Below are 22,075 nucleotides of genomic sequence, written 5' to 3'. Positions count from 1 at the left end.
GGCGCGATGCCGGGCGGGTATAGGGCGGGCCGGATGGCCGCACGCTTCGGGAGGATGCTGCATGGGCTCCGCCTCGGATGAGGACATCGCGGTCGACGACCTTCCCCCTGAACTCGCACTGGCGTTCGCGGCCGGCGGGGAGATGGGCGCCCGGATGCGTGACCTGGACTGGTCCGCGACGCCGCTCGGGCCGCCCGCGACGTGGCCACCGGTGCTGCGTGGCGCGGTCGCGCTGATGCTGGCCTCGCGCGCACAGATCGTCATCTTCTGGGGCCCGGAATATGTCGCGCTCTACAACGACGCGTACCGGCCGGCGATGGGCACCAAGCATCCGGCTCACCTCGGACGGCCCGGCCGGGAGATGTGGAGCGAGATCTGGGAGCTGATCGGCGCGCTCTTCGACGGTGTGGTCGCGAGCGGCGAGGCGTACTGGGCGCCGAACCACCGCTTCATGCTGGAGCGGCACGGCTACCTGGAGGAGACGTACTTCGACGTCTCCTACGACCCGATCCGGCTGCCGGACGGCACGGTCGGCGGCGTCTACTGCATCGTCACGGACACCACCGCGCGCGTGGTCGGCGAGCGGCGGGTCACGGCGCTGAGCGCGCTCGGCTCCCGGCTCGGCGAGACCGCGAGCCAGCCGGTGCTGGCCGCGGAGGTCGTGCGGGTGCTCGGCGAGTTCCCGGCGGACGTGCCGTTCTCGGTGGTGCGCCTGGAGTCGGCCGAGGCGCCGATCCTCGCGGTCGGTGGCGCCACGGACGCGGACGTGCTGCCGCCGGCCGTGGCCGTCGGCGCGGAGACGTTCCTGCGTACCGCGGATCTGCTGGTCACGGCCCCCGAGTCGGCGGCCGGGGAGGCGTTCGCGGTGCCGATCACGGCCGGGCACCAGACCGTGGGCGTGCTGGTGCTGGGCCTGAGCCGGCACCTCGACCGGGACGAGTCCTACCTCGGGTTCTGCCGGCTGGTCGCGTCGCAGGTCAGCAACGCGGTGGCGAACCTTCGCGCGTACGAGCACGAGCGGGCGCAGGCGGCCGCGCTCGCCGCGCTGGACGAGGCCAAGACCAGCTTCTTCTCCAACGTCAGCCACGAGCTGCGCACGCCGCTGACGCTGATCCTCGGCCCGCTGGAGGACGCGCTCGCCACGCCCGGCCTCGCCGAGGACGCGCGGGAGCGGCTGGAGGTCATGCAGCGCAACGGGTTCCGGCTGCTGAAGCTGGTCAACACGGTGCTGGACTTCTCCCGGATCTCGTCCGGCCGACTGCGCGCCGCCTACCAGCCCACCGACCTCGCCGACTACACCGCGCGGCTGGCCAGCACGTTCCGCTCCGCGACCGACCGGGCCGGGCTGCGCCTGGTGGTGGACTGCGCGCCGCTGCCCGAGCCGGTCCACGTGGACCGGGAGATGTGGGAGAAGATCGTCCTCAACCTGCTGTCGAACGCGGTCAAGTTCACGTTCACCGGCAGCGTCACGGTCCGGGTGCGGGCCGAGGGCCGGGTCGCGGTCGTCGAGGTCGCGGACACCGGCGTGGGCATCGCGGCGGAGGAGATCCCGCAGCTCTTCGAGCGGTTCCACCGGGTCGCCGGCGTCCGGTCCCGCAGCCACGAGGGGACCGGCATCGGCCTGGCGCTGGTCCGCGAGCTGATCGAGCAGCACGGCGGCACCGTCACGGTCCGCAGCACGCCCGGCGAGGGCAGCGTCTTCGCGCTGACCGTGCCGTTCGGCAGCGCGCACCTGCCGCCGGACCGGCTGATCGAGTCCGCGCCGCTGGCCGAGCACGTCGACGGCCGCCAGTTCGTGGAGGAGGCGCGGCAGTGGCCGGCCGAGGAGCCGGCCGAGGTGGAAGCGCCGAGCCGGACGCCGGGCCGCGGGCGGATCCTGCTGGCGGACGACAACCGGGACCTGCGCGACCACGTGGCCCGGCTGCTGCGCCCGCACTGGGACGTGGTCGCGGTCGCGGACGGCCGGGCCGCGCTGGACGCCGCGCTCGGCACGCCGTTCGACCTGGTGTTGACGGACGTGATGATGCCCCGGATGGACGGGTACGCGCTGGTCGAGGCGCTGCGCAAGGATCAGCGGACCAGCGGCGTGCCGGTGATCATCCTGTCCGCCCGGGCCGGTGACGAGGCGTCCGTCGAGGGCCTGGCCGCCGGTGCCGACGACTACCTGGTCAAGCCGTTCACCGCGCGGGACCTCCTCGCCCGGGTCCGGGCGAACCTGGAGCTGGGCCAGCTCCGCGGCCGGATCACCACCCGGCTGCGCGCGCTGGTCGACGCGGCCGCGGACCTGAACGCGGCCCGCTCCACCACCGCGGTCATCGAGGCCGCGGCCGGCCACGCGCTCCGCATGGTCAACGCCGGCCGGGTGGTCGCCACCGTGCCCGGCGCCAGCTTCGAGACCCGGCGTGTCGAGCACACGCCGGAGGAACCGGCCGCGGTGGTGCCGCTGGCCGGCGCGGCCGGGGACCCGCTCGGCGAGATCGCCGTCTGGCGCGACGGGCACGACCCGACGCCGTTCGACGAGGTCGTGCTCGCGCAGCTGGGCCGTCTGGTCGGGATCCGGCTGGAGAACGCGCGGCTCTACGAGGCCGAGCACCGGATCGCCACCACGCTCCAGCACAGCCTGCTGCCCCGGTCGCTGCCGAAGGTGCCGGGCGCGGTGACCGCCAGCCGCTACCTGTCCGGCAGCGCGGAGGCCGAGGTCGGCGGCGACTGGTACGACGTGATCGTCGGCCCGTCCGGCCACCTCGACCTGGTCATCGGCGACGTGGTCGGCAAGGGCGTGCACGCGGCCGCGGCCATGGGACAGTTGCGCAACGCGCTCCGGGCCTATCTTCTGGAGGGCTTCGACCCGGGTGAGGCGCTGACCCGGCTCAACAGGCTGGTCGACAACCTCGGGCGCCGGCAGTTCGCCACCGTGGTGTGCGTGCGCTACGACCCGGTGCGGCGCGACCTGTGGTTCGCCAGCGCCGGGCACCCGTCCCCGGTGGTGATCACCACGGATCTCGACGTCGCGTTCCTCTACGGAAGCGCGCTCGGGCCGCCGATCGGAGCGCTGCCGCAGGCGACGTACCGGACCGGGACGGGGCGGCTGTCGGTCGGCTCCCGCCTGCTGCTCTACACGGACGGGCTGATCGAGGACCGGCGGCAGAGCATCGACACCGGTCTGGAAGCGCTGTTGGCGGACGCGGCACACCCCGCCGACCACGTGGAGGACCTCATCGACGCGATGCTGCGCCGCGTGGCGGACCAGCCCCGGCACGACGACATCGCACTGCTCGTGCTGGAGGCGGCCGAGCCGGACCGGATGGACCTGCGCCTGGCGTCCGAGGCGAACCGGCTCTCCGCGCTGCGGCGGCGGCTGGACGACTTCCTGGCCGCGCACGGCGTACCGGAGAACGACATCTTCGACCTGTCCGTCGCGGTCTCCGAGGCGGCCGCGAACGCGATCGAGCACCCGGTCACGCCGCGCGAGCCGGTCATCGACGTGACCGTGCGGATCGAGCCGGGCCCGGACGGCACGCCGGCCGCGGTGGAGGCGACGATCCGGGACACCGGCACCTGGCGGCCGGAGGGCGAGGCCGGGTTCCGCGGGCGGGGGCTCGCGCTGATCCGCGCGCTGGCCACGCTGACCGTGGAGCGCTCGGATTCCGGCACCGCGCTGACGCTGCGCCGCCCCCTGGGCTAGCGGATTGTGTCTGTGGGCCGGGGGTCAGGTGGTCAGCCAGGGCTGGTCGCCGAGGCCGGATATCTCCAGCACGCGGCGGACCTGGCGGGACGGCAGCACGGAGAGTCGCCCGGCGTAGTGTTCCGCGATGCGGACCAGCGCATGGATCGCGGCCGAGTCGAAGAACGAGACCGGGCGCAGGTCGAGCGTCAGGAACGCGGCGCGCGGGCCGGTCGCGGTCGCGGTCGCGTAGAGCCGGTCGGCCGTGGACATGTCAACCTCGCCGGACACGCGGATGCTGAGCTTGTCTCCGTCGACCTCGGTGACGGCGGAGAACATCGGCTCAGCGCCCTGGTGATCCACGCCAGTCACGATTTCACAGCGCCGGGAGCGGGGCAACAACCTCCCACTCCATCCGGTGAACGCACAGGTTTCCGCGTTCGGAGGATACCGGCGATAGGCTTCCGGCATGACCGTTCGCGCGCCTCTCACCCCGGGCACCGTCACGCCGTGGCGGCAGGTGCCCTCCCAGATCCCCCGCCCGGAGTACGTCGGTAAGGACCGCCCGCGGCAGTGGACCGGGTCGCACGTGCAGACGCCGGAGATCATCGAGAGGATGCGTGTCGCCGGCCGGCTCGCGGCCCAGGCCACCCAGCTCGCCGGCGAGCACTGCAAGCCGGGCGTCACCACCGACGAGATCGACCGGGTGGTGCACGAGTTCCTCCTCGACCACGGGGCGTACCCGTCGACCCTCGGCTACAAGGGCTTCCCCAAGTCGTGCTGCACCTCGCTCAACGAGGTCATCTGCCACGGCATCCCGGACAGCACGGTGCTTGCGGACGGCGACATCATCAACGTCGACGTCACCGCGTTCATCGGCGGCGTGCACGGCGACACGGACGCGACGTTCTGCGTGGGTGAGGTCTCCGAGGAGGCGCGGCTGCTGGTCGAGCGCACGCACGAGGCGATGATGCGCGGCATCAAGGCGGTCGCGCCGGGCCGGCAGATCAACGCGATCGGCCGCGTCATCGAGTCGTACGCGAAGCGTTTCGGTTACGGCGTGGTCCGCGACTTCACCGGGCACGGCATCGGCGAGACGTTCCACAGCGGTCTCTACATCCCGCACTACGACAATCCGGCACTGGACGTGGTGATGGAGCCGGGCATGACGTTCACGATCGAGCCGATGATCACGCTCGGCACGCATGAATACGAGATGTGGGACGACCGCTGGACCGTGGTCACCAAGGACCGCAGGTGGACCGCGCAGTTCGAGCACACACTGGTCGTGACCGACTCCGGCTACGAGATCCTCACACTTCCCTGATCCTCGACACGTTTCCGCAGGCGTCGATCAAAACCCTTTCGCGGGTACGGAGTGGGTGCCCGCGATGTCGAGAAGGCGCCGATCGGCGCCTTGAGGCTTATTCAGCGCCGCCCTCGTCAGACCACGCGGCCTGCGGCAACGCGGTGCCGGTTCGCTGCGCTGAATAAGCCTCCTTCTCGACTCCGCTTCCGAAAGCCACCCCGGACGCGACACGGATGCCTCTCCGCGCCGACGGTCGTCGATCGCCCGGATACGTCAGGAAGCGGAAACCGGCCGCACCGGGAATGGTTGCGCCGCCCCTTTCCACGCCGACGTCAGCGCTATTCAGGGAATCGTCCCGGCCGCCGCCCGCGGCGCGCAACCACGGCCCGTGCGGTTACCCGGACCGCGGCCGGGACCGAGACCGGTCGCTCACTCGCGTGCCCCTTTCATCACCACCCGGGGACCGGCTCCGCCGCGGCGGCCGGAGCGGAGCGCCAGCGGAGTCGCAGGCCTCCGCGCGGTTTGCCCGCGGGAGCATGCCCAGAGTGGCCACGCCGGAAGCGGGAAGATCCAGATCTTGATCTTCGGCTCGGGTCTTCCAGCCCTGCCGGCCGGGGACGGCCCTGGTCCTGACGGCGAGGGAGCGGCCCCTAGCGCGTCGTCCACGAACGTTCGCCGGGCGTCTGGCCGTGATCGGGGCGTCCCCCATGTTGTCGGAGCGGTGTCGGGGCCCCGATCACAGGCTCAGTCCTGGCGAACGTTCGTGAAAAGCCCGCTAGTCCTGGCGGCCGGGGAACGGCACAGTGGGTGGCGTGACGCCGGCCACGACCCGCCACCGCGTGGCCCGGATCGCGCAGTCGGTGAGCGCGTTCAGCGCCAGGACGCGGTCCGAGCCGGTCGTCGGCGGCAGTGCGGCGCGCCAGATCGCGGCCGCCCGCTGCTCGATCTCGATGGCGAGCTTCAGCGCGGCGGCCTGGTCGGTGAGCGGATAGGGCAGCGAGTACCCGGCCGGCGGCGGTGCCGCGGACGTGCCCAGTTCGGCGGCGCGGGCGAGCAGCGCGTCCCGCAGGTCGCGGTGTGCGGCCTCGGCGTCGCGGGCCGCCGTGACCAGCGCGTCGCCGGTGAGCCGCACGCCGATCGGGGCGTAGGCGAAGACCGCGGCCTCCTCGGCGGCGAGCGCGGCGGCGAGTTCCGGCGGGAAGCTCACGCGAGCACCTCCGCGTGGGTGGCGCGGGCGGCCGCGATCGAGCCGAGCAGCATGGCGCGCTCGGGCGGGGCCTCGGCGCACGCGGTCGCGGCGGTCTTGCGGCCGGTCTCCTCGGCGGCACGCAGCGCGGCCAGCGTCTCCTGCGCGGGCATGGTCGCGGTCACCGTGGGCGTGCTGCTCACGGTCGCGGACGGGGGTGTGGACGGCGGCGGGGACATGATCTCGGTGAGCGCGGTGACGTGCGCGGTGTGCGCCGCGAGTGGCGGCGTCAGCCGGTCGGCGAGGTCCGGGTGGGCGGCCAGCGCGGCCTGGTACCGCTCGGCCAGCGCGCGGGTCTCGGCCAGCAGCGGTTCCAGCGCGTCCGGCGGCGGTGGCGCCGGTGGGATCGGGGGTTCCCCGGCGAACAGCGAGCAGCCGGCCAGCACCGCCGTGGTGCCGGCCAGCGCGGCCGAACCGGCCAGCAGGCGGCGACGGGTGAGTTCCCGCGCGAACCCCATCGTGGAAGCCCTTCCCGTAAGGCGCGTCACAGTGCGGGCCAAGTCAACACCACCGCGTCCGGATCGTCTCCTCGGCGTCCCTGATGGCGCGGAACGGATCGCACGATTCCTCGTTGTATCGGAGGGTATGCGTAGCGTAGTGGGTGTCGCGCGCCGGAAGGACGGTTCGGAGCGGCGGCCCGCCGCCGAACCGGCCGTCGCGTTACGCTCAGCGCAACCGCTGGGCGTTTCGGGCCCAGCGGACCACTGGCGTGGCCGCTTTCAATAGGTTTGCGGCTGATTGCCGCCGGTGGCCGAGCGCGAGGGGGTATGCCGGATGACGCAGCGTGGCCGAGGTGCCGGCCGCTCGGGCCCAGGGGGCCGGGGCGCAGCCGCACCCGACCGGCGCAGGCCGTCCCCGGGTCCCCAGCGGCCGCGGGTGGATACCGCGGCGCTCCGTGCCCGGCTGGAGTCGATCATCACGCCGGTGGTCGCGGAGGCGGGTTGCGACCTGGAGGACCTGACGGTCTCGCGGGCCGGCCGCCGCCAGATCATCCGCATCCTGGTGGACGCGGACGGCGGTGTGGGCCTGGACGCGATCGCGGAGGTCTCCCGGGCGATCTCCGCCGCCCTGGACGCGGCGGAGGAGGCCGGCGGCGAACTGGTCCCGGGGGAATACCAGCTGGAGGTCAGCTCGCCGGGCGTGGACCGGCCGCTGACCCAGCCCCGGCACTGGCGGCGCAACGTGGGCCGGCTGGTGCAGGTCACCGCCGGGGACCGGCAGGTGACCGGGCGGGTCACCGCGGCGGACGAGGACGGGGTCGTCATCGAGACGGCCAAGGGCATCGTCGAGGCGGAGTACGCCCAACTCGGGCCGGGCAAGGTGCAGATCGAGTTCAACCGGGTCGACGAGGCCGATTTCGGGTCCGACGCCGAAGAGCTCGACGAAGAGCTCGACGACGACGATGACGACGATGTTGATGACGTCGAGGACGACGGCCTCGACGACGAGGACGACGACGAGGAAAGAGAGGGCGAGGAGAGGTGAACATCGACCTCGCGGCGCTGCGTGCGCTGGAGCGCGAGCGGGAGATCCCGTTCGAGACGATCCTCGCCGCGATCGAGACCGCGCTGCTCACGGCGTACCGGCACACGGACGGCGCCGAGTCGCACGCCCGCGTGCAGATCGACCGGAAGTCTGGTGCGGCGTCGGTCTACGCCCAGGAGGTCGACGCCGAGGGCGTCGTCACCCGGGAATGGGACGACACCCCGCACGACTTCGGGCGCATCGCCGCGATGACCGCCAAGCAGGTCATCCTGCAGCGGCTGCGCGAGGCGACGGACGAGGTGCACTTCGGCGAGTACGTGGGGCGCGACGGTGACCTGGTCACCGGCGTGATCCAGGCGCACGAGGCGCGGACCGAGAAGGGCATCGTCACGATCGACCTCGGCAAGCTGGAGGCGGTGCTCCCGCAGGTGGAGCAGGTCCCCGGCGAGCAGTACGAGCACGGCCGGCGCATCCGCTGCGTCGTGGTGCACGTCGCGAAGGGCTTCCGCGGCCCGCAGATCACGCTGTCCCGCTCGCACCCGAACCTGGTGAAGAAGCTCTTCGCGCTGGAGGTTCCGGAGATCGCGGACGGCACCGTGGAGATCGCGGCGATCGCACGTGAGGCAGGTCACCGGACGAAGATCGCGGTCCGTTCGACCGCTTCCGGCGTCAACGCGAAGGGTGCCTGCATCGGCCCGATGGGTCAGCGGGTGCGCGCGGTGATGAGCGAGCTGCACGGCGAGAAGATCGACATCATCGACTGGTCGGACGATCCAGCGCAGTTCGTCGGAAACGCCCTTTCACCGGCAAAGGCGCTGCGGGTCGAGGTGGTCGACGCCGGAAGTCGTACCGCCCGGGTCACGGTGCCCGATTTCCAGCTCTCGCTGGCGATCGGCCGCGAGGGGCAGAACGCGCGTCTGGCTGCGCGGCTGACCGGCTGGCGCATCGACATCCGGCCGGACAACGAGGCGTCGCCGGGGGGTGGCCGGGATCGCGCGGATCACGCCACCGAACCAGGCGGCGCCGTCGCGGGCGCTTAGGAGTAGACTTCATCGCGTGGGGCGAAGGGTGGACGAGATTTCACCCTTGATGCCCCCCATCCGCGCGGAGTCGCCAGTCAGAACATGCGTCGGCTGCCGACACCGTGCATCAGTGTCTGAAGTCCTGCGGTTCGTCAAGGTCGGTTCGGAGCTTCGGCCCGACCCGCGCCGCAGGCTGCCGGGCCGAGGAGCACACCTGCACCTCGATCCGGCTTGCTTCGCGCTGGCGGAGCGACGCCGGGCCTTCGGCCGGGCGTTGCGGTTCACCGGTGTCCTGGACACCGCACCGCTTGCCGAGCACATCCGTGCGGTCATCGCATCGCATGGGACTACTGGTGGCGGGGCCTCGCCCCGCCCGGACCAGCAAGGTGGACGACCAACATGAGCACACGATGAAGTCCCTGAAATGACCAGGCTTCAAGTGCACGAGTGAGGTCGCTGCGGGCCGTGCCCGCACGACCTCGGAGTGAGGAGTGCAGTGGCAGGCAAGGCCCGCGTTCACGAGCTTGCAAAAGAGCTCGGGGTCGAGAGTAAGACCGTTCTCGCCAAGCTCAAGGAGATGGGCGAGTTCGTCAAGTCCGCATCCAGCACCGTCGAGGCGCCCGTCGCCCGCCGGCTCCGGGGTGCGATGGCCGCAGGCTCGGCGCCCAGCGCGCCCGCCGCGCCGGCCCCGTCCGGAGACGCGCCGCGTCCCGGCCCGTCCATGCGTCCGGGCCCGCCCCGGCGTCCGGGCCCGGCGGCGCCCGCTTCGGGCAACGCCGGCGCACCGACGTCCGGCGGTCCCACGCCGGGCGCTGACGCGCCGCGGACCCCGTCGGGCTCGGCTCCGAGCCCGGCTTCGTTCCGTCCCAAGGCGCCGGTCCCCGGCCCGCCGGCCCCCGTGGCCAAGCCGGCCAGCGCCCACGACATCGAGGTGGCCGCTGCCGAGCAGCGCGCCGCCGCGCTGAAGGCTGAGCAGGAGGCCGCCGTCAAGGCAGCCGCCCGTCAGCGTGAGGACAACCGCCGCGAGGGCGGGGCTCCGGGTGCGCCCGGTGGCCCGTCGCTGCGGCCGAAGTTCGGCCCCGGCGCGATGCCGCCCCGGCCCGGTTCGCCCGCGGCACGACCGCCGGCTGGCCAGGGCGGTCAGGGTGGCGGCCCGCGTCCGGAGCGCCGCGACGGCGACCGTCCGGGCCGTCCGGGCCAGGGTGGCCAGGGTGGCCAGCGGCCGCCGCGCAGCGGTGGCAACAACCCGTTCGGCATCACGCCGGGCGGCAACCGTCCGCAGGCTCCGGCGGCCGGCCCAGGTGGCGGGCGGCCGACTCCGGCCGGCATGCCGCCGCGGCCCAGCCCGGCGTCCATGCCCCCGCGCCCCAGCCCGGCCTCGATGCCGACGCAGCGCCCCGGCCGCCCCGGTGGCGGACCCGGCGGTGGTGCCGGTCGCCCGGGTGGCGGCGGCGGTGCGGGTCGTCCCGGTGGCGGCGGCGGTGGCTTCCGCGGCGGTCCCGGTGGCGGCGGTGGTGGCGGTGGCTTCCGCGGCGGTCCCGGTGGCGGCGGCGGTGGCGCCGGTGGCGGCTTCCGTGGCGGTCCCGGCGGTGGTGCCGGTGGCGGTGGCTACCGTGGTGGCCCCGGTGGCGGCGGCGGTGCACCGGCCGGCGGCGGCGCTCCGGGTCGTCCCGGTGGCGGCGGCCGCGGTCGTGGCGGCGGTGCCGCGGGTGCCTTCGGGCGTCCGGGCGGCAAGCCGGCGCGCGGCCGGAAGTCGAAGAAGCAGAGGCGTCAGGAGTTCGACAACCTGTCGGCCCCGACGATGAGCTCGGGCGCTCCCCGGGGTAACGGCCAGGAGATCCGGCTGTCCCGTGGCGCGTCGCTCTCCGACTTCGCCGACAAGATCAACGCGAACCCGGGCACGCTCGTCCAGGAGATGTTCAACCTGGGCGAGATGGTCACGGCGACGCAGTCGTGCTCCGACGACACGCTGCTGCTGCTCGGCGAGCACCTCGGCTTCACGGTGCAGATCGTCAGCCCCGAGGACGAGGACCGCGCCCTGCTGGCGCAGTTCAACATCGACCTCGACGCCGAGGTCGCGGAGGACCGGCTGGTCGTCCGCCCGCCGGTGGTGACCGTCATGGGGCACGTCGACCACGGTAAGACGAAGCTGCTCGACGCGATCCGCAAGGCGAACGTCGTGGCGGGCGAGGCCGGTGGCATCACCCAGCACATCGGCGCCTACCAGGTGCACGTCGAGCACAACGAGGTCGAGCGCGCGATCACCTTCATCGACACCCCGGGTCACGAGGCGTTCACCGCCATGCGTGCTCGTGGTGCGCAGGTGACCGACATCGTGATCCTGGTGGTCGCGGCGGACGACGGCGTGATGCCGCAGACGATCGAGGCGTTGAACCACGCCAAGGCCGCTGAGGTGCCGATCGTGGTCGCGGTCAACAAGATCGACAAGCCCGAGGCCAACCCGGACAAGGTGCGTCAGCAGCTGACCGAGTACGGCCTGGTCGCCGAGGAGTACGGCGGCGACACGATGTTCGTCAACGTCGCGGCGAAGCCCGGCATCGGCATCGAGGACCTCCTCGAGGCCGTGCTGCTCACCGCGGACGCGTCGCTGGAGCTCACCGCTCCGATCGACGGGGCCGCGCAGGGTGTCGCGATCGAGGCGCACCTGGACAAGGGCCGCGGCGCCGTCGCGACCGTCCTGGTGCAGAAGGGCACGCTGCGGGCCGGCGACTCGATCGTCGCGGGTGGTGCGCACGGTCGCGTGCGGGCCATGCTCGACGAGAACGGCAAGCCGATCCCCGAGGCGGGCCCGGCGCGTCCGGTCCTGGTCCTCGGTCTGACCGCGGTGCCGAACGCCGGCGACACGTTCCTCGCGGCTGAGGACGACCGCACGGTCAGGCAGATCGCCGAGCAGCGGCAGGCACGCCGCCGCGCGGCGAGCTTCGCCAACTCGCGTGGCCGCGCCACCCTTGAGACGCTCATGGAGCAGATCAAGGAGGGCGAGAAGACCTCGCTCAACCTCATCCTCAAGGGTGACGGTTCGGGTTCGGTCGAGGCGCTCGAGGACGCGCTCTTCAAGCTCGACATCCCGGAAGAGGTTCAGCTCAAGATCCTCGACCGTGGCGTCGGTGCCATCACGGAGAGCAACGTCATGCTGGCGAGCGCGTCCGACCCGGCCGCGACGATCATCGGCTACAACGTCCGGGCCTCGAACAAGGTCCGGGAGATCGCCGACCGCGAGGGCGTGGAGATCCGGTACTACTCGGTCATCTACCAGGCCATCGAGGAGATCGAGGCGGCTCTCAAGGGCCTGCTCAAGCCGGAGTACGAGGAGGTCGAGCTCGGTACCGCCGAGATCCGCGACGTCTTCCGCTCCTCCAAGGTCGGCCTCATCTCCGGCTGTATCGTCCGGTCGGGCCTCATTCGCCGCAACGCGAAGGCCCGGGTCATCCGCGACGGCGCGGTCGTGGCGGACAACGTCACGATCAGCTCGCTCAAGCGGTTCAAGGACGACGCGACCGAGGTGCGCGAGGGCTTCGAGTGTGGTCTGACGCTGGGCGGTTACAACAACGTCCAGGTCGGCGACATCATCGAGACCTTCGAGATGCGCGAGAAGCCGCGCGCGTAAGCGCGTAGCGATGTGACCAGCGCCTTTCCCCGGGTGTCACGCCCGGGGAAAGGCGCTGGCTCTCGTCTTCGGTCCGGAAATGGGATGGGTGGCGGGGCGGTGGCTGGGGCATACTTCCGGCGATGTTTACCGGAACCATGATTTTCGACCTGCTCCTGCCGGGTGACTCGCGATCGCTGAAGGCGAAGCGCGCGTACGTCCGGCCCATCGTCGCCGCGTTGCGACGTTTCGAGGTCTCCGCCGCCGAGGTGGGGGCACAGGATCTGCACGGCCGCGCCGAGATCGGCGTGGCCGTCGTCGCGGCCGAGCCGAGTCACGTCGGCGAGGTGCTGGACACCTGCGAGCGGCTGGTCGCCGGTCGCCCGGAGGTGGAATTGCTGTCGGTCCGCCGTCGCCTGTACGGCGGAGACGACTGACGGGTGCGATGCAGGACTGACGGTTTTGACGCACGGGTAATGTCAGCGTGGAGGTGGACGAGATGACTGATTCGGCCAAGGTGCGCCGGCACGCCGAGCGTGTTCACAAGCTGGTGGCCTCCGTCGTGCGCACGCAGATCAAGGACCCGCGGCTCGGGATGATCACCATCACCGACGCCCGGATCACCGCGGATCTGCGCGAGGCGACGGTCTTCTACACGGTGCTCGGCGACGCCGAGGCCCAGGTGTCGACCGCCGCCGCGCTGGAGAGCGCGAAGGGTCTGCTCCGCAGCACGGTCGGCAAGGCGCTCGGCATCCGGCACTCGCCGTCGCTGGCTTTCGTGCTGGACGACGTCCAGGACCAGGCCAAACACATCGACGACCTGCTGGCCCAGGCACGTCAGGCGGACGCGGAGACGCAGAAGATCGCGGCCGGTGCCACGTTCGCGGGCGATCCCCAGCCGTACAAGGAAGATGACGAGGACGACGAGTTCGAGGACGACGACGAGCTCGTCGAGCAGGAGAAGCGGTGACGGCCGCGCCGGCCCGCAGCATCGTGCCGCCGCCCAGGACCGCCGCGGAGGGCACGGTCGGCCCGCCGCGGGAGACGGACTGGGTGGCGGCCGCCGCCGCGGTCCGGCGCTGGCTGCCGGACGGGCGGATCCTGCTGGTCTGCCACGTCAACCCGGACGGTGACGCGCTCGGCAGCATGCTCGGCTTCGCGCACGGCCTGCGCCGGCTCGGCGCGCGCAACCTCCAGGCGACGTTCCCCGGCCCGTTCGACGTGCCGGAGCCGCTGCGCGAGGTCCCCGGCGTGGACCGGCTGGTCCCGGAGACCGAGGCGTGGGCGGAGCCGGACCTGCTGGTCACGTTCGACGCCGCCAGCACGGACCGGCTCGGCGCGCTCGCGAGCCGGCTGAGCACCGCGCGTGACTCCGTGGTGCTCGACCACCACGCCTCCAACCCCGGCTTCGGCGCGGTGCGGCTGGTGGATCCGGCCGCCGCGGCCACCTCGGTCGTGGTCGAGCAGCTGCTCGACCGGCTGGACGTGCCGCTGGACGCGGAGATCGCCGAATGTCTCTACACGGCGCTGACCACGGACACCGGCTCGTTCCGGTTCGCGGCCACCACGCCGGCCGTGCACCAGATGGCCGCGCGCCTGGTCGCGACCGGCATCCACCCCGGCGAGATCTCCCAGCGGGTCTTCGACAGCCGCCCGCTCGGCGCGGTGAAGCTCTTCGGCGAGGTGCTCGGCCGCTGCGAGCTGGATCCGGCCGCGGCCGCCGGCCACGGGCTGTGCTGGACCACCGCGACGCTCGCCGACCTGGAGAAGCACGGCCAGCGACCGCACGTGCTGGAGGCGCTGATCGACTCGGTGCGCTGCGTGGCCGAGGCGGATGTGTGCGTGGTGCTCAAGCAGGTCGGCGAGGACACCTGGTCGGTCTCGATGCGCAGCAAGGGCGCGGTCGACGTGTCCCGCGTCGCCGGCCTGCTGGGCGGCGGCGGTCATCGGGCCGCGGCCGGCTTCACCGGCTCCGGCAGCCCGGCCGACGTCCTCGCCTCCATCCGGTCCGAGCTGGACGAGTCCGTCATCCGCTAGCCCTATGGTCATCTCGCCTTCACGGCGGTGACAATCGATGGCATGGAGGCTCCCCGGGAAGTCGCGGTCGACGCTTCGAGAGCGTGGGACCGGCCGCTGGTGGTCATGCCCGTCTTCGCCGTCGTCTCGCTGGTCGGTGGCCAGTTGCCGTCGTTCTCCACGGCGGCCAACATCTACTCGCTGAGCATCGGCGGCACGCTGATGTGGTTCGGCCTGTCCCAGCGGGTGCCGCGGCGCCCGGTGCCGGGCCGGCCGGGTCGCGGCACGGTGTGGTGGCTCGCGCCCGCGGTGGTGTTCGTGGCGTTCGAGGGGTCGACGTTCCTGACCGGATCGGCGAGCTCCTACCCGACGCTGTCCAAACTGGCTGATCCGCTGCTCGGCGACCCGGCCGTGCGGGCGGCCGGATACTTCGGCTGGCTGTGGGCGTTCTGGGGACTGGCGCGCCGATGACGCGGGCCCTCGCGATCGGCGGCTTCGTGCTGGCCGGGCTGCTGGTGCTGGCGGTGGAGTGGGCGGCGCGGCGGCCGGGCTCGCGCGTGCCGACGCTCGGCGACCTCTGCGCGTTCGTCATGCGTTATCAGGTGGGCCGGGTGCCGGTCGGCCGGATCGGAGTCCTCGGCTTCTGGTGGTGGCTGGGCTGGCACTTCTTCGCCCGGTGAGTCCTTCGCATAGATTTGTGCTGATCGGTTACCCGTCCGTATGACGGGAAGTGTCGCCTCGCCGTCCTCGACTTAACGTTAATTTGGGTAGCGTGCAGGGTGGTGCGAGTCGCCGATGTCTCGCACCGCACGCTTTTGCAAGGTTGCTCCAGGGTCCGACCGACTCGGGGCTCGCGCGCCGCCGCGGCAGCGCTCCGGTGATCCCGGAGAGCCCGTTGGCGTGTCGCAGAGGCACCGCCAGTCGCGGGTGCGCCGTCGCGCGCCCGGGCTCGACCATGGAGGACCCGTCACCATGACCATCACCGCCACGCGCCCCGCCCCGGCGCCCGTCACCGCCGTGCCCGCCTCGACGTCCGCCGCTGTCGCGTCGCCGCCCGCCCGTCCGGCGGAGGAGGCCCGGGAGCAGGCCCGCCGCGCGCTGCAGGTGTCGCTGGACGTGCGTCAATAGACCCCTCCGAGGGTTTGTGTAAGTAGCGCATCTTCTTGAGATCCTTACCCGGCGTGTGTCACCATGCGCGGCGATGAACAACTCCGTCGCCGTCGATCGGGTGCCGCTGCGCCGGATCGCCGCCCTCGCCCTGCCGGCTCTGGTGGTGCTGGCCGCCGAGCCGATCTACGTGCTGGTCGACACGGCCGTGGTCGGCCACCTCGGCCGGGTGCCGCTCGCCGCGCTCGGCATCGGTGGCACCGTCATGTCGTTCGCGGCCTGGCTCGGCACGGTCATGGCGTACGGCACCACCGGCCGCTCCGCCCGCCGCTACGGCGCGGGCGACCGCCGCGCCGCCGTCGAGGAGGGCGTCCAGGCGTCCTGGCTGGCGCTGCTCGGCGGTCTGGTCATCATCGCGGTGGTGCAGGCCCTGGCCGGCCCGCTGGCCCGCGCGCTGGCCGGCGGTCCCACCCCGGTCGCGCAGGCCGCGGAGGAGTGGCTGCGCATCGCGGTGCTCGGCGCGCCCGGCCTGATGCTGGTCGCGGCCGGCAACGGCTGGATGCGCGGCGTCCAGGAGACCCGCCGCCCGCTCGCGATCGTGGTGGTGGCGAACGTGGTCTCGGCCGTGCTCTGCCCGCTGCTGGTCTACCCCGGCGGGCTCGGCCTGCACGGCTCCGCGATCGCCAACATCATCGCGCAGCTCGGCTCCGGCGCGCTCTTCGTGGCCGCGCTGCTGCGCGAACGGGTGTCGCTGCGGCCGCATCCCGCGGACATCGTCGCCCAGCTCGTGGTGGGCCGCGACCTGCTGATCCGTGGTGCCGCGTTCCAGGCCTGCTGGCTGTCGGCCACGTCGGTCGCGGCGCGCTACGGCGACGCCGCGCTGGCCGCCCACCAGATCGCCATCCAGCTGTGGTTCTTCGCCGCGCTGGTGCTGGACGCGGTGGCGATCGCGGCACAGTCGCTGGTCGGTGCCGCGCTCGGCGCCGGTGACGAGCCTCAGGCGCGCCGCCTGGGCAGGCAGATCGGCCTGATCGGGCTGGTGTCCGGCGTGTTGTTCGCGGCGGTCTTCGGTGCCGGCGCGCGGGTGATCCCGGCGCTGTTCACGCCGGATGGGACGGTGCACGACCAGGCGCTGGTGGTGTGGCCGTGGTTCATCGCGCTGCTGCCGCTGGTGGGCGTGGTCTACGCGCTGGACGGCGTCATGATCGGCGCGGGCGACGTGGCGTTCATGCGCAACATGACGATCGTGGCCGCGCTGTGCGGCTTCCTGCCGGGCATCTGGGTGACCTACGCCCTCGATCTCGGGCTGGGCGGGGTGTGGTCCGGCCTGGCCCTGTTCACGCTGATCCGGCTGGTGGCGCTGCTACTGCGCGTGCGATCCCCGGCGTGGTCCGTGGTCGGCGCCACCCGCTGATCCCTCTCCGGCGGTGTTGCGTGACCTTTCGCATGCCCGTTTTCCGCTGACCGGGCGCGCGTACAGGGCATTTCCGGCGATCTCCACGACGGCTGTCCGTGATGCTCAGAGCGGTTGGATCAGTCGTGGATCCGGAGGTCCGAGCGGTCACGGTAACTGTTTCACGGCCCAGATCAGGGGTCGCCGGGCGAACTCGGTGGCGAACCTGCCGTCCTGCGGAGCGCAGCGCCGGGCGGGACCGCGGGCCTGGCGGGCGGAACATCACCGTGCTGGACCACGACGCGCACGTCGCGATCCTCCGGGGAGAGCTTGCGGCCAGAGGCGCGTTGCGGGACCGGCTCGGCCGGCCGACGACACCTGGACAGCCGCCTGTCGCATCGCCGCCGGTCTCCCGCCGGCGACGGTCAACGCGTGGCACTTCGAGGATTTCGCGGTCCAAGCCGGGCTTCGGCTTTTCGAGGCCGGGTGAGTGCGGCCGGTCCCGCCCTCGATCGGAGGGGAGTGGCGGGGCCGTGTCCGCGGGCCGGGATAATCGGGCGTCCGGGTTCGTGGTGAGACACCGGTTCGTGGCGAGACATGGGGTGGCGCGTGGAAGGTCTGGTCGTGGTGGACAAGCCGGGGGGCATGACGTCGCACGACGTCGTGGCGCGGATGCGGCGGCTGGCGAGGACGCGCCGGGTCGGGCACGGCGGCACGCTGGATCCGATGGCCACCGGCGTGCTGGTGATCGGCGTGGGGCGCGGGACGAAACTGCTGACCTACGTGACCGGCGCGACCAAGAGTTACGACGGCACGATCCGGCTGGGGCAGGCCACGGTCACGGACGACGCCGAGGGCGACGTGACCGCGACCGTGCCGGCCGGGCACCTGGGCGACGACGAGATCCGGGCGGCGCTGGCGACGTTCCTGGGCGAGATCGATCAGGTGCCGAGCTCGGTGAGCGCGATCAAGGTGAACGGGGAGCGTGCCTACAAGAAGGTCCGCGACGGCGAGGCGGTGACGCTCGCCGCCCGGCGGATCACCATCTCCCGGCTGGACGTGCACGAGATCCGCCGCGACGGCGACCTGGTCGACGTGGACGTGAGCGTGAGCTGCTCGTCCGGCACCTACATCCGGGCCATCGCGCGGGACCTCGGCGCGATGCTGGCCGTCGGCGGGCACCTGACCGCGCTCCGGCGCACCGAGGTGGGCGGTTTTCCGCTGGCCGAGGCGCTGACGCTGGAGCAGTTGGAGGAGCGCTCGCCGGACGTGGTGACGCTCCCGATGCCGGACGCGGCCCGTCGCTGCTTCCCGGTGCGCGAGGCCACCCCCGAGGAGGTCCGCACGCTCTCCCACGGCGGCCCGCTCGACCGGGCCGGCATCGACGGCCCCTACGCGGTCCTCACCCCCGACGGCACGCTGCTCGCCATCGTCAGCGAGCGCGACGGCAAGGCCCGCCCCGAGATCGTCCTCGCCCCGGCCTGACCGCCGGCTGACCCACCGGCCGCGGACGGCCGCGAGCCGCCTCGGTGGCTGCGCCGTGGCCGGCTTCGGGGTCGGCTGCGGTCGATCGGCGGCTGGCCCGCCGGCGGTGGACGGCCCCGGGCCGCCTCGGTGCCCTGTGCCGGTGGCCGGCTTCGGCGTGATCCGTCTGCGGTGGACGGCTGCTGGTGGGGGAGGCTAGTGAGGGAGGTGGGTGGCGATGACGGTGACCAGGTCGGCGGCGGCGTAGGGCTTGTCGAGGAAACCGTCGCAGCCCGCCTCCAGGGCGGCGGCGCGGTCGCTGGGCAGCACGCTCGCGGTGAGCGCGATGACCTTCGGCTTCTCCTCGATGTCGGCGATCTCGGTTGCCAGGTCGAGGCCGCTGCCGTCGGGCAGGTTCATGTCGAGCAGGACCACGTCGATCTGGTCCGGGTGTCGGAGCTCGTCGCGGGCGGCGGCGAGGGTGCCGGCCTCGACCAGGCGGGCGTCGCGGACGTCCGGGTCGTCGGCGCGAGCCAGCACGGCCCGTACCAGTACGCGGTTGAGTTCCTCGTCCTCCACCAGCAGGATGCGTGCGGTCATCGGTCACCTCGTTCCACAGGTTCGATCTCGTTCCGGCGGGCCGCGGCGGTGCCGCTGGCCAGCGCGACCAGGTTGTCCCACTCGTCGGTGCCGTGGATGGCGCGGGCCAGCAGCTTGCCGCTCATCACCGGGTCGCCGGCGGCGGCCATGGCGGTGGAGGCGAGCGCCACCACCGGCACGTCCGCGTTCGCCGGGTCGTTGTTGAACGCGGCCAGCAGCGAGAACCCGTCCAGGTCCGGCATGCGCAGGTCGCAGACGATCAGGTCGAAGTGCTGGTTGCGGCTCATCTCCAGGCCCTGCTGCCCGTCCGCGCAGGAGACCACCTCGGCCCCGGCGGTCCGCAGGCTCGCCTCGACCGAGTGCCGGCTGTCCGCGTCGTCGTCGACGACCAGCACGGTCGGCTGGTCGGCCGGCCCGGTGTAGATGTGCCGGGCCAGCGAGCCGACCAGCTGGTGGTCCGCGACCGGCTTGACCAGGAAGTCGGCCGCGCCCATCGCGATGCCGGCGTGCCGCTCGTCCACGACGGAGATGAACAGCACCGGGATCGTGGCGAGCAGGGCGTCCTGCTTGAGTTCGTGGATCACGGCCCAGCCGTCGATGCCGGGCAGCACCACGTCGAGCAGGATGGCGTCCGGCGGGTTGACCCGGGCCGCGTTCAGGCCGGACTCGCCGCTGGTCGCCATCTCCACCCGGTACCCGGCCTTGACCAGGTAGGTCCGGAGCAGCTCAGCCGACCGCACGTCGTCCTCGATCAGCAGGATCCGGCCGCGTTCCTGCGACTGCGGCTCGACGACCACGGTGTCGGCCGCGGCGGGGGCCCCGGTCGCGTCCGGGAGCGTGACCGTGAAGCGGCTGCCGACGCCGAGCGTGGACGTGACCGTGATGTCACCGCCGTGCGCCTGGACCAGCCGCCGGGCCAGCGCCAGCCCGAGCCCGGTGCCGCCCTGGTGGTGGGTGCGGTCGCCGACCTGCTGGAACTCCTCGAACACGCGTGGCATGTCCGCCTCGGAGATGCCGATGCCGGTGTCGCCGACCGCGAGCGCGACCATCGGCTGGCCGTCGTCGGTGAACGTTTCCGCGTCGAGCGTGATCGTGCCGCCCTCCGGCGTGAACTTGATCGCGTTGGAGAGCAGGTTCTCCAGGATCTGCCGGAAGCGCAGCGCGTCCGCCCGCACGGTCAGCTCCGGCAGCCGGAACTCGACCGTGAGCGACTTCTTCTCGGTGAGCGGGCGCAGGCCGGTGAGCAGCTCCCTGGCGGCGATGTCCACGCGCAGCGGCGCCGGGTGCAGATCGATCCGGCCGGCCTCGACCTTGGCCAGGTCCAGGATGTCGTTGATCAGCCCGAGCAGGTGGCGGCCGCTGTTGTGGATGTGGTCCACCCAGTCCGCGGGCACGCTGCGCCGGTCCTCGACCGGCTTCTCGCCCCGCATCAGGTCGCTGAAACCGATGATCGCGTTCAACGGGGTACGCAGTTCGTGGCTCATGTTGGCCAGGAAGTCGCTCTTCGCCTCGCTGGCCTGGGTCAGCTTCTCCACGGAGGCGGCCAGCTCGTCGGAGAGCCGGCGTTGCTCGTCGGCGTGCCGGCGTTGCTCGGCGAGCACGCTGCCGCGTTCGGCCAGCACGCCGGCGTGCCCGCCGAAGTCGGCCAGCAGCCGCAGGTCGTCCTCGCTGAACAGGCCGCGGAACCGGTGGAAGATCAGGACCGCGCCGGTCTCGGCCGGCGGGATCCGCATGCCCAACGCGGTGAGGTAGCCGCGTTCGCCCTGGCCGGCGTAGTGGGTGGCGAGCGTGGGCCGGCCGGCGCGGCGGAACCTGGAGACCGCGGAGAGCGGCACCGGCTGCGGCGCGTTCAGCAGCTCGTCCAGGTCGGCGTCGTCGAACCCGGACAGCGGCGCGTCGGCCTCGCCGGCGTAGGCGGTCTGCTCCAGGTGCCCGTCGGCCTTGCGGACCAGCATCGCGACCGCGTCCGCGGCGGACTCCTCGCGCATCATCTCGGCGTACCGCTGCCAGATCTGCGGGCCGGTCTCGGTGGCCGGCGCGTCGAGCAGCCGGACCGTGACGTTCTGCAGCGCGGTCGCCGACCACATCCGGCGTAGCCAGGCCGGCGGCAGGAACGCGGCGGCGTAGCCGATGCCGCAGCAGACGGCGAGCACCCGGGCCGCTGCGCTGAACGGGGACGCGCCCGTGCCCGGCGCCACCGGGAACAGCCCGGCGGAACCCATCAGGATCACCACGCCGGCGAACGCGACGGTGGAGCCGGCGGCGATCCACAGCCGGATCCGGGGCGAGCCGGTCCGCCGCCGCGCGGCCGAGGCCAGGTACACGCCGGGGACCAGCTCCGCGAACGCGAAGAACACCATCGTGACGACCAGCAGCGCGGGGCGCATCGGCGCGCCGGACCGCACGGTCAGCAGCACGACGCCGAGGATCAGGGCGCCGGCGAGCGCGGCCGTGGTGAGTCCACGCCGGACCGGTCGCAGCACCGAGATCAACCGCATCGTGAGGTACGGCTGGAGCAGCAGCACCGGCAGGAAGAACGCGTTGAGCCGGACACCGCCCACCGTGAGCGCGCTGCCGAGCACCCGGTTCAGCGCGTCCGCCATGAAGATCACGGTGGGGGCCACGAAGACCAGCGTGACCGCGCGCTGGAGCGGGTCCGGGCGCCGGAGCGAGTGATAGAGCACGCGCAGAAACAGCGCCGCGAAGATCAGTTCCGCCGCGACAACCACTATTTGATTACTCTCTACGTTCATCGCATTACGAACTGTAGTTGCGCTCGGTGGCGACACCGGGGCGTTTGGCGGCGAAGGTTCGGGGAACCGCGCGCACGGCCGTACCCGCGATGTCTGCATTGTGCAGTTATGTGATGGAATGACGAGATGGCAGAGCCTCATCCACCATCCGGACACCTTCAGCGCGATGCCAAGAGCGGGCATCACGCTGAAGGGCTTGCGGACGAGGTCCGGCAAGGCACGCACGACCTGGCGAACCTGCTCGGGATCGCCGCCAACTACCTGCAGTTCCTCGAGGAGGACCTGGACGGGGTGGCGGGCGTGGACGACGCGCGCGGTCACCTCGAGCGGATCATCGCGGCCGTCGACCGCGCGACCGAGGTGACCCGGAGGCTCGCCGCGGCCGCGGTCACCCCCTCCTGACCGCACC

20 protein-coding genes are annotated in these 22,075 nt (G+C 72.4%); 15 read left to right on the top strand and 5 right to left on the bottom strand.

All coding sequences use genetic code 11. From position 1 onward, the window contains the following. The first annotated feature begins 61 nt into the window (after positions 1–61). Positions 62–3,685, top strand: a complete 3,624-nt coding sequence (locus J2S43_RS27830) for a SpoIIE family protein phosphatase (RefSeq protein ID WP_306834169.1) — start codon at positions 62–64, stop codon at positions 3,683–3,685. A 24-nt stretch (positions 3,686–3,709) separates the two neighbouring features. Here J2S43_RS27830 and J2S43_RS27825 read toward each other — a convergent pair whose 3' ends face one another. Next, on the bottom strand, positions 3,710–4,027 hold the full coding sequence (locus J2S43_RS27825; protein WP_306834167.1) for an STAS domain-containing protein: 318 nt from the start codon (positions 4,025–4,027) through the stop codon (positions 3,710–3,712). 106 nt (positions 4,028–4,133) lie between these two features. Between J2S43_RS27825 and map the strand changes: the two genes are divergently transcribed. After that, on the top strand, positions 4,134–4,991 hold the full coding sequence (gene map / locus J2S43_RS27820; protein WP_306834165.1) for a type I methionyl aminopeptidase: 858 nt from the start codon (positions 4,134–4,136) through the stop codon (positions 4,989–4,991). A 757-nt stretch (positions 4,992–5,748) separates the two neighbouring features. On the opposite strand, the gene J2S43_RS27815 is transcribed toward map, so the two are convergent. Then, the gene (locus J2S43_RS27815; RefSeq protein WP_306834163.1) at positions 5,749–6,180 is read right to left on the bottom strand and encodes a ferritin-like domain-containing protein; all 432 of its coding nucleotides are present in this window, start codon (positions 6,178–6,180) and stop codon (positions 5,749–5,751) included. Then, positions 6,177–6,677: a hypothetical protein gene (locus tag J2S43_RS27810; RefSeq protein WP_306834161.1), complete on the bottom strand. Its 501-nt coding sequence runs from the start codon at positions 6,675–6,677 to the stop codon at positions 6,177–6,179. The genes J2S43_RS27815 and J2S43_RS27810 overlap by 4 nt, the downstream gene beginning before the upstream one ends. Positions 6,678–6,993: 316 nt before the next feature. Between J2S43_RS27810 and rimP the strand changes: the two genes are divergently transcribed. From rimP to truB, 12 genes are all read left to right on the top strand, one after another. Then, positions 6,994–7,704: a ribosome maturation factor RimP gene (gene rimP / locus J2S43_RS27805; protein ID WP_306834159.1), complete on the top strand. Its 711-nt coding sequence runs from the start codon at positions 6,994–6,996 to the stop codon at positions 7,702–7,704. After that, positions 7,701–8,744 carry a transcription termination factor NusA gene (nusA, locus tag J2S43_RS27800; RefSeq protein ID WP_306834157.1) on the top strand — a complete coding sequence of 348 codons (1,044 nt, stop codon included), beginning with the start codon at positions 7,701–7,703 and terminating at the stop codon, positions 8,742–8,744. The genes rimP and nusA overlap by 4 nt, the downstream gene beginning before the upstream one ends. A 49-nt stretch (positions 8,745–8,793) precedes the next feature. Continuing rightward, a complete protein-coding gene (locus J2S43_RS27795; RefSeq protein ID WP_306839484.1) occupies positions 8,794–9,129 on the top strand; it encodes a YlxR family protein in 336 nt (111 codons plus the stop codon). A gap of 93 nt (positions 9,130–9,222) precedes the next feature. Further along, positions 9,223–12,354, top strand: a complete 3,132-nt coding sequence (infB, locus tag J2S43_RS27790) for a translation initiation factor IF-2 (RefSeq protein ID WP_306834155.1) — start codon at positions 9,223–9,225, stop codon at positions 12,352–12,354. 122 nt (positions 12,355–12,476) lie between these two features. Next, positions 12,477–12,770: a DUF503 domain-containing protein gene (locus J2S43_RS27785; RefSeq protein WP_306834153.1), complete on the top strand. Its 294-nt coding sequence runs from the start codon at positions 12,477–12,479 to the stop codon at positions 12,768–12,770. A 62-nt stretch (positions 12,771–12,832) separates the two neighbouring features. Further along, positions 12,833–13,303 carry a 30S ribosome-binding factor RbfA gene (rbfA, locus tag J2S43_RS27780; RefSeq protein ID WP_306834151.1) on the top strand — a complete coding sequence of 157 codons (471 nt, stop codon included), beginning with the start codon at positions 12,833–12,835 and terminating at the stop codon, positions 13,301–13,303. 23 nt (positions 13,304–13,326) lie between these two features. Beyond that, on the top strand, positions 13,327–14,370 hold the full coding sequence (locus J2S43_RS27775) for a DHH family phosphoesterase (protein ID WP_306839482.1): 1,044 nt from the start codon (positions 13,327–13,329) through the stop codon (positions 14,368–14,370). 42 nt (positions 14,371–14,412) lie between these two features. Next, a complete protein-coding gene (locus J2S43_RS27770; protein ID WP_306834149.1) occupies positions 14,413–14,820 on the top strand; it encodes a hypothetical protein in 408 nt (135 codons plus the stop codon). After that, positions 14,817–15,029 carry a DUF6186 family protein gene (locus J2S43_RS27765; protein WP_306834148.1) on the top strand — a complete coding sequence of 71 codons (213 nt, stop codon included), beginning with the start codon at positions 14,817–14,819 and terminating at the stop codon, positions 15,027–15,029. Before J2S43_RS27770 ends, J2S43_RS27765 begins: the two co-directional genes overlap by 4 nt. Positions 15,030–15,321: 292 nt before the next feature. Then, on the top strand, positions 15,322–15,477 hold the full coding sequence (locus J2S43_RS27760) for a hypothetical protein (protein WP_306834146.1): 156 nt from the start codon (positions 15,322–15,324) through the stop codon (positions 15,475–15,477). 73 nt (positions 15,478–15,550) lie between these two features. Further along, positions 15,551–16,870 (top strand): MATE family efflux transporter, encoded by a 1,320-nt coding sequence (locus J2S43_RS27755; RefSeq protein ID WP_306834144.1) that lies wholly within the window; start codon positions 15,551–15,553, stop codon positions 16,868–16,870. A gap of 576 nt (positions 16,871–17,446) precedes the next feature. Further along, the gene (gene truB / locus J2S43_RS27750) at positions 17,447–18,334 is read left to right on the top strand and encodes a tRNA pseudouridine(55) synthase TruB (RefSeq protein WP_306834141.1); all 888 of its coding nucleotides are present in this window, start codon (positions 17,447–17,449) and stop codon (positions 18,332–18,334) included. Positions 18,335–18,529: 195 nt separating this feature from the next. Here the strand turns inward: truB and J2S43_RS27745 are convergent, their stop codons facing one another. Both J2S43_RS27745 and J2S43_RS27740 read right to left on the bottom strand, forming a co-directional pair. Continuing rightward, positions 18,530–18,913 carry a response regulator gene (locus J2S43_RS27745; RefSeq protein ID WP_306834139.1) on the bottom strand — a complete coding sequence of 128 codons (384 nt, stop codon included), beginning with the start codon at positions 18,911–18,913 and terminating at the stop codon, positions 18,530–18,532. Then, positions 18,910–21,666, bottom strand: coding sequence for a response regulator (locus J2S43_RS27740; RefSeq protein WP_306834137.1), 2,757 nt, complete (start codon positions 21,664–21,666; stop codon positions 18,910–18,912). Before J2S43_RS27740 ends, J2S43_RS27745 begins: the two co-directional genes overlap by 4 nt. Before the next feature lie 126 nt (positions 21,667–21,792). On the opposite strand from J2S43_RS27740, the gene J2S43_RS27735 reads away from it, so the two are divergent. Further along, a complete protein-coding gene (locus J2S43_RS27735; protein ID WP_306834135.1) occupies positions 21,793–22,068 on the top strand; it encodes a hypothetical protein in 276 nt (91 codons plus the stop codon). Positions 22,069–22,075: the final 7 nt, after the last annotated feature.

The sequence above is a fragment of the Catenuloplanes nepalensis genome, assembly GCF_030811575.1.
Lineage (GTDB): Bacteria > Actinomycetota > Actinomycetes > Mycobacteriales > Micromonosporaceae > Catenuloplanes > Catenuloplanes nepalensis.
Note: the sequence above shows the minus strand (reverse complement) of the source record. Positions and strands in the feature narration are given on the sequence as shown.